Raw genomic sequence first — 2,274 nt, forward strand, 5'->3', positions numbered from 1 at the left:
GTAGAACGGCGGACTGTTAATCCGTATGTCGCAAGTTCAAGTCTTGCAAGGGGAGCCATATTAAAGAAAGCCGCATCATTGATGCGGCTTTTTTGCATCTAAAGATCCTAGCGTACCTCCATCCCCCTCACCTTTCTAATCGCTCATTCAGTACAGAAACTCTCAGTCTTAATTTTCTTGTAAAACAATTAGGCTTTACTCTTTTGATTTAGCTTTAATCGCCCAACGACATGTCGAAACCTTTCTAGCGAGCTTGCTACTTGTGTTATCTAAGAGTGAACCAACTAAGCGCCAGAATGGCTCTGTTGATGACTTAACCTGGGTGATATACAGTTTCACTCTTTATCGAAACTATCCACTATAATAGCCCCCATAGACGCGGGCATTGATATAACAATGACACGTTTAAACGAGACTATTGGATCGCTTAATAGAGGCAATTTATCCAAACATGTCAGTACCAAAGCAACTACCAACGCCGTCATAGCATAAGCAATAACAATTCTGAAAATAAACACCGGCATGCGTGCAACAACATTTTTCTGAAAGACACTTTCATAAGTATAAAAGCCTAAGAACACTGCTGATAATAAAAATAGCAGCAACAGATTAGCAGTAGGCAAAGTCTCCCCTAACTTCCAGGCTTCTTCGGAAAAAGAAATCGGTACAGCCAAAGCAAAAGATCCTACAAAGATCTGACTGGCATCTTCAAAGTTAAAGCTTAATTTCATAGTTCGCCCCATTAGCTTTTAAGGCTTTATCTATTTGTTAAAATAATCACTAAAATATCACCCGATGATTTTTTTGAGTCTATTCTTACCAAGCGAACAATAACGCCCTTCTAGCTTCATATTAGTCGCAATAGCCAAAACATAGCTTGAACTAACCGGCAAGAAATCAATATGTTCAGAGTAAAGTGGTCAACATAACTAATTCATATCGAGTCAACAAACACATCAGAGTAGAAAAGAGACCGGTAAACATCTCCTAAGATACCTGAACCTAGAGCCAGAGAGTCTCGATCTGATTGGATGATAAATATCACTGCACGAATACGAGAAATTCTCTATTTCTTAGCATATGTATCCCACCGGCACCAATTTGGGCCCTTAATCTAGCGACTCTCTCCTTCAACCTGAAATATAGTCCACTTCCCCTTTGAGATACTTTTCAAACAGGGTGTTCAATACAATTAAGAGTGGTTTAAGCTTAATGCATAACAAGAGGATGAAGTCACCTAATTAAGGGCTATAGCGCTCTTAGCAGAAACATCCATGATCGATTCCTAATTACACAACAGAAGTACCCTCTAGATTCACAGATAAAAACAGAAGTCAGGTATCGTAGATGAAGGGCTGTTAACTAATACTAAAGTGCACTCGCTTGGTAAAGCAAACATCTATAAACGCAGGGCACGTAGGATGAGTTGTAAGGCTTATATAACTTCGATATTGAATGGATACAGCTGAGTCAGAACAGTCTCATTAACCTGACTTACAACGTCGCATAGCTAAAGTATTTGAGTGCTAAGCTTAAAGCTATGTGCGTTTGTGAAACGCATGCTCGTTTCAAATAACAACTCGCGTAGAAAATACAAATAAAAAGACTCTAATCGTAGAGTTAGACTTTCTAATAAATAACAGAATAACGGGACACGTTAACTAGGAGTCATGGGGTACGCGCAAACCTTGTGTAAAAGTCATTCAATGGAAGGGCGAACACTATAATTTAGATGTAAAAAAGCCCCGCGATTTCTACCGAGGCTTCTTATAAATGATGGAGTGCTTGGGTGCTCAGGCGGGCCGGGACTCGTTGATCGAAGACAGAATTATCGTATCCAGAAACGACGAAAGCCTAGTCATAAGACTAGGCTTTCTAATAAGTGGCGGAGTGGACGGGACTCGAACCCGCGACCCCCGGCGTGACAGGCCGGTATTCTAACCAACTGAACTACCACTCCGCAGTGTCTATTCAGCATAATGCAATTTAAGCCTGACGATGTCCTACTCTCACATGGGGAAACCCCACACTACCATCGGCGCTATTGTGTTTCACTTCTGAGTTCGGCATGGAATCAGGTGGGTCTACAATGCTATGGTCGTCAAACAAATTCTATTGTTAACTCGATAAATCAAATCAACTAAATAGTGGTGCTGATACCCAGACTCGAACTGGGGACCTCACCCTTACCAAGGGTGCGCTCTACCGGGCTGAGCTATATCAGCAGTTCTAGAACCGTTTAAAAACGACTCTAAAAATTTAAAGCCTGGCGAT

At 41.2% G+C, this 2,274-nt stretch carries 1 protein-coding gene, 2 tRNA genes and 1 rRNA gene; all 4 read right to left on the reverse strand.

Features of this window, described 5'->3' with window-relative positions; translation table 11 throughout:
• Positions 1-335 precede the first annotated feature (335 nt).
• The 4 genes from AB4232_RS21130 to AB4232_RS21145 all read right to left on the reverse strand — a co-directional run bounded on the left by AB4232_RS21130 (position 336) and on the right by AB4232_RS21145 (position 2,225).
• Positions 336-731 carry a DUF2391 family protein gene (locus AB4232_RS21130; RefSeq protein WP_009847710.1) on the reverse strand — a complete coding sequence of 132 codons (396 nt, stop codon included), beginning with the start codon at positions 729-731 and terminating at the stop codon, positions 336-338.
• A gap of 1,152 nt (positions 732-1,883) precedes the next feature.
• Positions 1,884-1,960 (reverse strand) — tRNA-Asp (locus AB4232_RS21135).
• A 30-nt stretch (positions 1,961-1,990) separates the two neighbouring features.
• Positions 1,991-2,106 (reverse strand): 5S ribosomal RNA (gene rrf, locus AB4232_RS21140).
• A gap of 42 nt (positions 2,107-2,148) precedes the next feature.
• A tRNA-Thr gene (locus AB4232_RS21145) sits at positions 2,149-2,225 on the reverse strand.
• Positions 2,226-2,274: the final 49 nt, after the last annotated feature.

The organism is Vibrio sp. 10N.286.46.A8, from assembly GCF_041470165.1.
In the GTDB taxonomy this organism is placed as follows: Bacteria; Pseudomonadota; Gammaproteobacteria; order Enterobacterales; family Vibrionaceae; genus Vibrio; species Vibrio tasmaniensis_A.